This window comes from Brucella sp. LJL56 (genome assembly GCF_054871705.1).
Map to the genome: position 1 here is coordinate 510,763 of NZ_JBTXLQ010000003.1, position 7,691 is coordinate 518,453.

The following is a 7,691-nucleotide window of genomic DNA, read 5'->3' on the forward strand; positions in this document are numbered from 1 at the left end:
AGTGGTACGACCGTTGGCATCGGCGCGTCGCGCAAGGAAGGTGCCGGCAATCTGATACTTTCAGGTGCAAAGACGGTATTGCCAAGTTGTTTGTGGTTGGTTGCAAGGCGGCGCGGTCGCTGCTTCTTCAAACAGTCATTTCTGCAGTGTAGTCGGACCACCGGCAGAAGGCATCTGCCCTAGCGTGTCGCCAGGAGCGGGCTGAGAGGTTGTACCGGCGGAAACGAAAGACGGTATTTATCTGATCGTGGGCTGACAGGAAGCGCTGTGCTTGGCGGGGCGATTTGAACCGCTCCATGATCTTCTCTCGCTTCCTGGTCTGGCGGTGTGCGTTCTCAATTCTGTTATTCAGACCCTTGTGGGGCCGATGATCAGCATCCGGGGCCAGATGTTGTATCGGTTTGATGTAGCTGCGCAGCTTGTCCGTTACGACGATACGCGGTTCACCGAATTGCTTGACCAGTCTGGAGAAAAAGCGCTTGGCGGCCTTGGTGTTGCGGCGAGCTTGAACCAGAATGTCGAGTACGTCACCATCGGCGTCAATGGCCCGCCATAGCCAGAATTTCTTTCCGCTGATCGTGATGACGGCCTCATCCATATCCATTTATCGTTTGGCTTGGGCCGGTCTCTGCGAATGCAATCGGCAAAATGTCGGCCAAAGCGCTTGATCCAGAGACGAACCGATCCCCTGCTCACGATAACATCGCGTTCAGCAGGAAGGTCCTCTCCATCGGCGGTACTCAGAGCAAACCGATGATAGGCCCACACGGCTTAGGCGACAACTTCACGCGGAAAACGAAACCCCTTCAAACGAGGGAAAGTGCTCGATAAATTCATGCCGCCTCGATAAAAGAAACGCCGCAGTCAAACAACTTGGTAATACCATCTGTCCACTTCATGGGAGCAGAATCCGCATCGACGGCTATCGCCTGAATTCTTCAGAAACTGGCCTCGATCAATTCACCAGGCGGATATCTGCGATCTCTCACACAGAAGGCAAGGAGGGACCTTTTCAATCAGCCAGTTGTTGTTTTCTGGAATGAGAGCAAACGGAAATCTGGTCGCGGGATAATTATGAGTCCGGGCCAGCCAAAAAGTAATGTAGAGCGTATTAACCCGCGTCATCTTGGGTTCGGCCCTAATGAAAGCCAGGTCATCAGTGAGAGTGAGTGAATGTTGAAACGGCTGAAATCCATCCTCTTTTTGTCAGTCCTAGGCGCTCTGGTAGCTGCCCCGGTATTGGCCCAGGAGTTTCAGGAAACAATCATCTTGTCCGTTTCACCGAAAAGGGTGCGGTGGGCCGATGTTTACAAGGTTCAGCCAGAGCGCCCGGATGATCCTTATTATCATGTACGGGTCATCGAACGACAGAAAGACTGGAAAGTTTGGCAGTTCAATGAACTTGCTTCCCATATGGCTGTAACGCCGAAAGCGCTGACAGCGAGCCGTGTCAATAAAAAAGCGAGAACTTACAATTATAAAGACGTGGAGATCCGCAGCGCATATCATCGTTGGCTGAATGAGCCTGCCACACGGTCCCAGGTTCCCGTTTGCAATATAGATATTCTGAGCTGCATTAAACAGTTGCCACCTCAATAGGCAAGGATACGTTCATGCTTAAGTTAATCTCCGGTGTAGTTCCACTTGCATTGCTGTGCGGAGTAGCTGGAGCTGCCGATGCCGGTGGCATAGCCTTTGAAAACAAACTGGCTGGGTGCGTGACGGTCACAGGCGAGAAAGCGGTCGTGAAAGAGGCTGCCATCTCAGTGAAAACCCGTTTTCAATTCCATAAGCCAATCGGTGACTGTGGATGCTTTTCAGCACGGGCGGTCTATACGAGCAGCGTCGATATAGGAGGTGAGCGGGAATTGCTGCAGCAAGGCATTATTGTAAGCAACAAGAACATGACGAAAACGCTCGTCCTTGCAAGTGATGTCACTTTGGTTGGCGATCGGACGATCCATGTCCAATTGAATTGCGCAGGGCCAACATAGCCGAGTGATGAGTGAGGTCGTCGCTCAATAAATCGCCCCTCCACGCAGATTGGGAAAGAGCGCCAATGTAGGCCTTGCTTCGACTTCCCTCTGATTACCAAACGTCAACACGACGGCGATACGCACTCATTCTGTGAAAACCACCATGACGCCAGCCTTGACTATTTTCGCGAGTTCCTCGGCATCCCAGTTTGTAAGGCGCACGCAGCCATGGCTCGATGTCTTGCCAATGCGCGAAGGATCAGGTGTGCCATGAATACCGTAAGTGGGTTTGGAAAGCGCAATCCACACCGTACCCACGGGGCCGTTTGGCCCAGGCGGAATGGTCAGAACGCTATCATTGGCCCCCTGTTTGAAGTTTATTTTGGGATTGTATGTGTAATTGGGATTTATCGCTATTCGCTTGACCTGAACCGTGCCTGAAGGGGATGGAGTGTCCGAAGAGCCAATAGTGGACGGATAGGCAACCTTCAGCTTGCCATCTGCGCCATAGCCGCGAACCTGTTTGCGGGCTTTATCTGCCACGATGTGCGCTATCTGTGCACGTTTGGCTTTCCCAAGATTGGGGACTTGGATGATCGAACCGGGTTGATTGAAGTTAGCGCCGGGATTGATCTCCCTGAGAAAACTCTCATCAACTTGAAACCGCTCGCCGAGCATCTCTGTCACCGATGTATAAGCCATTGCTGGCAATTGCGCTTTCATGGCATAGTCGGTGGGGATTTCTACTACATATTGCCTGCCGACATCCTCATTGGTGATAAGGTAATCCTTGAAAGCTGCTCCGCCAGTGTTTTCGAGTTCGGCCTGTACCGCAGCCGGATCGGCTGGATTGATAAATTTGCCCGTGATCTCCCCAAAAGCTGCAGAAGCCTTGTCGACGTTACTACCGGAACGCCCGTCAATTGCGCCAGGCGATGCGCCTGCCCTGTCCAGCATGATCTGATAGGCGGCAATCTGTTCCTTGGCTCCAACGCCTCTTGGCATTTCAATAGCAGGCGCCAGGTCGTCGGCAGTTGGAACATAGGTTGATGAAATTTCCTGGTGTGTCTGTTGCGTATGATTGATGCTGCCGGTGGTCATCTGATCCACCTCGCCTTCGATGGGTGCATTTGACCCCACTGACGCTGGCGGTCGGATATCTTTTATCTGCAAAAGCAAACCATTGACCGGACTCTCAATGGCGGAAAGCGACGAGGAATAGCGTTGGCGATGTTCAGTAGATTGTCGCGCAAACTCATGTTCAGGAAAGAGCGTCGCGGCCCCACCCGAACCGCCAAGCACGACGGAAAATACAACGATACTCAATGTGAATCTGGATAAAAGAACGAAGTGCGACATGTCGTAAGCCTGATTGGACCTGCCAAGTATTCGCCAGATTATGGTTAAATATTCGTTGCAGTCGTTTCTAAGGAAAGAATTCAGGGCGAACACCAATCGGGAGTTCTGTTCGGCGTTGCTGCGATCATATTGGGATTTAGGTTCTTACCCTTCTTATTGGCATGACAGCTATGCGAATCTGGGGCTTCTGTCCGCACTTGCCTAAACCTATATGCTGTTTGCAACACAGAGAGAGTTTTTGAGGAGAGAGAAATGAACCTGATCCGCTCGTATAGCAACTGGCGCCGTTACCGCAACACCGTTAACGAACTGAGCCGCCTTAATGCACGTGAACTGAACGATCTGGGCATTATGGCTTCGGAAATTCCGTTCGTGGCTCGTCAGGCTTCAGTTCGCTAATAAATTTTGATTATCGCCGAGGCCGTTCTTCCCAATTCCCCGGCACTCAACGACCAGACGCCCTCCTCCCAGGATCTGGTCTTTTCAATAAACACCCGTCGCTCCTCCCGCGGCGGGCGTTTTATTTTTGGGAACGAAGGGCAATCCGAGGAGCTGAGCTTTCCGGCCATTTGCAGGGTAATGTCAAATCTGGGCCATCCATCGCTAGAAATTCTCATCCGTTCTGGCGTGCAGGTGAAATGAACTCGTTTAGTGGTGACTACGCTACAGGAATGCGGTCATGGTGCTTGCAAGCCATAGGCAAAAGCAAACGCGGACAGATCAGCATGCACTTCAGTTACATTCCCGCCAACTGACCGCAGTTCGATACGATCGTCTGTGTAGGTGCGAACATCAATGATCGCCTCACCGGCGGCGAAGGCGTCAAAGGAAGCAGCAATCAACTGACCTCCGCCATCATTCAGGGCGTGCATTGCCTTGTAGATCGCATGGGCCTGGGCGGGTTTCAAAATCATGATACGGCTCCACTCCTGGCCTTATTGGACAGCGTCTCGAAGGAGAGAACAATGGCTCCGGAATTTCCATTAAAGGCAAACAGGTGACTTGCGCACGGAAAGTCACCTGTTTGTTGGCAGCCTGGTTCCGTTGATACGCAGCGGTTCGTCTCAGGCCTGACCGAGACGTCTACGCAATTCTTCGTTCTCTGCACGCAGCTTTGCTGCAAGTTCCTGGCGTAGCTTGAGGTTCTCCGCTTCTAGTGCAACCAAGGTAGAAAGATCGTCGCTGGACGATCCCGCCGATGACACGGGGGTTTTCTTTGCCGCAGCGTTCTTCCAGTTATAGTAGGTCTGTTCGCTCACGTGGGCCTGCTGCAATGCCGCCTTGAGTGTGGTTTTGCCACCTTTTGTTGCTTTTTCGATAGCAGCGAGGATGGAGGCGCGCTGAGCTGGCGTGTACGTGGTGCGCTTACGCGCCACCGGCGGAGGTGCAACGGGTTCAGTTTTTGCGGCAGCTTTGGGTGTTCTGGTGGATCTGGTACCAGTTTTGGCTGCAGTTGAAGAAGAGACCGCCTCTATTTTTTTTGATTTTGGCGCCGCTTTCTTCGGCAGAGCGCGCGTCTTTGGTTTATCGCCGACAGGTTCAACTGCCTTGGTTTCTGTTACAGCCGAATTTGCTTCTGTATTTGTTTCATCAGCCATGTGGAGTTTCTCCTGGTTTGTTAGCTGGAACTGTTCGATCCTGGAATATACAGATCATTGCTTAATGTGGAAATAAGACCGGAAATTTCATAGGAGCAATATGAAAGGCTTGTTTGAGAGATTGTTGTGGTAATCAGCCGCTGTGCCGAACGTTGAAACCCTGAAGCAAAATCTATACGTAGCGGCAAAGGCTTTCTGTACGTCCTTTTGTCATATTTCCATGGGATAGCTATTCACGGATGAAGAACCCGGTCCGCAACGTCGTTGTCGAATATAAGAACAAACGTGCTCGCAAGGGGAATGTTTCCCTGTGGAGGAGCCTTGATCTGAAATCCATAGCTCGGGAAGTCGAAGCAGATGCACTGCAAGCTCCCATGCATGTTCGCGCTGAAGCTGATCTGCCTGAACCGCCTGACAATAAGTCTAAGGTCATCAACCCAAACGTTGTGCCGCAGATTGTGACAGCCGCTGAGGCGATTGAGGAAGAAGGAGGGCCTTCAGTCGTCGATGCTGTAGAGCCAGAACGCGCGATAATGGTGCCTAATCCGGTTCAAAAGCCAGAAATCATCGTCGGGCGGAAAAGTCGAACGAGTGGGCGCGGTGTAAGAACGAAAGTGTCGCAGCAAACGAGAGCGGCAACACGTCGAGTCGCAACGATAGATATCCGTGATGAATTGTCGTTCCTTGAACAAGAAAACGTTTCTCTCAAGCGCGAGCTGATTGCGAAACTGCACGCTGAGAACGAGAACCTGTACGCGATGCTCGAACGGGCGGAGCAGCGTTCTACTTTAAATAAAAGATGAATCCGCTTTAGCCAGGCCAGCATTCACCTTGAAACGGTATTGATCATGCTTGCATTGGAAATGACCGATAATAGCTTCACGTTCTGGTCATACAGGCGTGATCGGTTTATCCTCACTTACGCGATCATGTTTTTCAGAAAGAAGACAACTCAAGTCCTTTTGGGCTCGAAAAGGGGGAGGTAATCAACGGTGAAATCATGGGGTGAGCGTCTCGTCGCGAGACTGAAAAACTGGCGATCACACAAAAGCGATGCTGCGCCAGACCAAACACCAGGTGCCGGGCGCGGGGAGCCGTCTGTTGAAGAGCCAATAGAAGATTCGATCAAAGTCACGCCGATAGACTTTGATGAAAAACCCTCTCGAGCAAATCAGCAAGTCGATCCGGCAAATGCATATGCAGATGCGCAAATGACCGAAGACGGTGGCGAACCGAAAGCGCTTGAGACGGCGTCAAGTCGACTTGAAGAGGCTGGCCGGGAAGCAATCAAGCCCTCAACCTCAACATCCGGGTTCAAATCACCTCCAAAGCAACCGGGAGCGAAAACACCAGAATCTGGCGGCCAGCGGACGACAGGCAAAGACCTGACTGCCCAGGAGGGAGCCACGGCCGATGAAACTTCGGACAGGGAAGGACTCGTCAGCAGTGGTACCAACCGGCCCGATCAAGAGCTAAAGAAACAAGTTACCAGTAAAGCGCTGACGAAGAGAGCTGGTGGCAAGGCAACCGTCCGGACCGGCCCCAAAAATCCATCAGAAGAGGTGGTTACCGTCCCTGAAGCCCAGGTGTTTCAAGAGCCATCCGCTGGCCAGCTCTCGCAGGGCGAGAAATCAACCAACGAAAATGCTGCCACTCCCGTTGTTCCTGCGTCGCCGCAAAAGCGCCCCCGCTTGCGAAAGCCAGAAACTGCTGATGAACAGGTGACAGACGACGAACTCGCAGAGCTGGAAGCTGAAAATATTCGACTAAAGCTTCTTCTTCGGAAAAAGCTGAGCGCGAAACAGGATAATTCCAGGAATTGAAGTTATCGTCAGACCCAGCGTCGCCAAACTACAGGTGAATTAACAAGAACAAAGGAAGCCGTGATGGTTGAGTCTGAATGCGCTACGTTCCGTGCATGATCGTAAAGGTGATGCGGGTCAAGTTTTGATATTAACTTATCACCATACTAAGCGAGTCTTAGTATCACTTCCCGTACGAAATATGGCATATAACCAGTAGCTCCTTAGCGGGGTGATTACGCTTTCGTATTTCTGGACCGATAACCACGAGTTTGCTTCCTTCATGTCAGGTTTAGAAACATCCGAACTGCATCCGCTTCCCGCTCGAAATGCGGTAGCTTGACCTGTCCTGAGGTTCCGATCCGGCCCCACTCGCGTGTCAGACAGGGCTCTCCAAACAGCGAATAGGAGATATGCATGGCGTAGTAGCGGGCCATGTTTTTGCTCGGGTCAGTCCGTTCGACATAGATATGAAACTGCTGGGCGATCATGCCCAAAAGTTCGCCGTAATCGCCCCACCTGTCCAACGACAGTTTTGAATCAATCAGCGCGAACCGATGATTCATTTCGGTGAACCAATCTCTGTGTTCCTGGTCTGTACATCCGTCAAACGACGTAGTTATGGACGACAGTTAGAGATGACCGGATTTTGTCCTGATGGTAAAAAGAAACTGACAGAAAGAGAGGGTGAGAGCCACGGAGGGCAATCCCGATTATCACAGATCTGGTGCGTTGAAGTCGCTTCTGACCGAAGGAGAGGAAGTGATACGTTCTGTCAGCACGCCTAGTCGCCCATGCTGGCCAGACCCTACACCATCTGTCCCGTTTGTCGTGAGCGCGACGAACAGCCCACTGCTTTCGGCGTTGACGGGATCGCAATAGCACTTTCTTTCAGAACTTCTGTTTTGCCCGCTTCGGCATAAAGTAGGTTCGGATATTGACGAGTGCTTCGGCGA

At 51.7% G+C, this 7,691-nt stretch carries 9 protein-coding genes and 2 pseudogenes; 5 read left to right on the top strand and 6 right to left on the bottom strand.

The features are described 5' to 3' along the window. Positions 1-127 precede the first annotated feature (127 nt). Positions 128-837 (bottom strand): annotated as a pseudogene (locus tag ACYSN1_RS14285) (IS6 family transposase). 336 nt (positions 838-1,173) lie between these two features. On the opposite strand from ACYSN1_RS14285, the gene ACYSN1_RS14290 reads away from it, so the two are divergent. Together ACYSN1_RS14290 and ACYSN1_RS14295 are read left to right on the top strand one after the other, a co-directional pair. Continuing rightward, on the top strand, positions 1,174-1,599 hold the full coding sequence (locus ACYSN1_RS14290; protein WP_461726283.1) for a DUF5086 domain-containing protein: 426 nt from the start codon (positions 1,174-1,176) through the stop codon (positions 1,597-1,599). Between the two features lie 14 nt (positions 1,600-1,613). Further along, positions 1,614-1,994 (top strand): DUF2195 family protein, encoded by a 381-nt coding sequence (locus ACYSN1_RS14295; RefSeq protein WP_461726284.1) that lies wholly within the window; start codon positions 1,614-1,616, stop codon positions 1,992-1,994. Between the two features lie 126 nt (positions 1,995-2,120). On the opposite strand, the gene ACYSN1_RS14300 is transcribed toward ACYSN1_RS14295, so the two are convergent. Beyond that, a complete protein-coding gene (locus ACYSN1_RS14300; RefSeq protein ID WP_461726285.1) occupies positions 2,121-3,335 on the bottom strand; it encodes a L,D-transpeptidase in 1,215 nt (404 codons plus the stop codon). Between the two features lie 252 nt (positions 3,336-3,587). On the opposite strand from ACYSN1_RS14300, the gene ACYSN1_RS14305 reads away from it, so the two are divergent. Continuing rightward, positions 3,588-3,734, top strand: coding sequence for a DUF1127 domain-containing protein (locus tag ACYSN1_RS14305; protein ID WP_461726286.1), 147 nt, complete (start codon positions 3,588-3,590; stop codon positions 3,732-3,734). Between the two features lie 278 nt (positions 3,735-4,012). Here the strand turns inward: ACYSN1_RS14305 and ACYSN1_RS14310 are convergent, their stop codons facing one another. Together ACYSN1_RS14310 and ACYSN1_RS14315 are read right to left on the bottom strand one after the other, a co-directional pair. Beyond that, the gene (locus ACYSN1_RS14310) at positions 4,013-4,249 is read right to left on the bottom strand and encodes a hypothetical protein (RefSeq protein ID WP_461726287.1); all 237 of its coding nucleotides are present in this window, start codon (positions 4,247-4,249) and stop codon (positions 4,013-4,015) included. 150 nt (positions 4,250-4,399) lie between these two features. Continuing rightward, the gene (locus ACYSN1_RS14315) at positions 4,400-4,933 is read right to left on the bottom strand and encodes a transposase (RefSeq protein WP_461726288.1); all 534 of its coding nucleotides are present in this window, start codon (positions 4,931-4,933) and stop codon (positions 4,400-4,402) included. A gap of 239 nt (positions 4,934-5,172) precedes the next feature. Between ACYSN1_RS14315 and ACYSN1_RS14320 the strand changes: the two genes are divergently transcribed. Next, positions 5,173-5,736, top strand: coding sequence for a hypothetical protein (locus ACYSN1_RS14320; RefSeq protein ID WP_461726289.1), 564 nt, complete (start codon positions 5,173-5,175; stop codon positions 5,734-5,736). 189 nt (positions 5,737-5,925) lie between these two features. Next, positions 5,926-6,756: a hypothetical protein gene (locus ACYSN1_RS14325; RefSeq protein ID WP_461726290.1), complete on the top strand. Its 831-nt coding sequence runs from the start codon at positions 5,926-5,928 to the stop codon at positions 6,754-6,756. Between the two features lie 260 nt (positions 6,757-7,016). Here ACYSN1_RS14325 and ACYSN1_RS14330 read toward each other — a convergent pair whose 3' ends face one another. Together ACYSN1_RS14330 and ACYSN1_RS14335 are read right to left on the bottom strand one after the other, a co-directional pair. Continuing rightward, positions 7,017-7,301 (bottom strand): WGR domain-containing protein, encoded by a 285-nt coding sequence (locus ACYSN1_RS14330; RefSeq protein WP_461726291.1) that lies wholly within the window; start codon positions 7,299-7,301, stop codon positions 7,017-7,019. Positions 7,302-7,626: 325 nt separating this feature from the next. Then, positions 7,627-7,691, bottom strand: a pseudogene (locus ACYSN1_RS14335) (UPF0149 family protein); the annotation flags it as partial.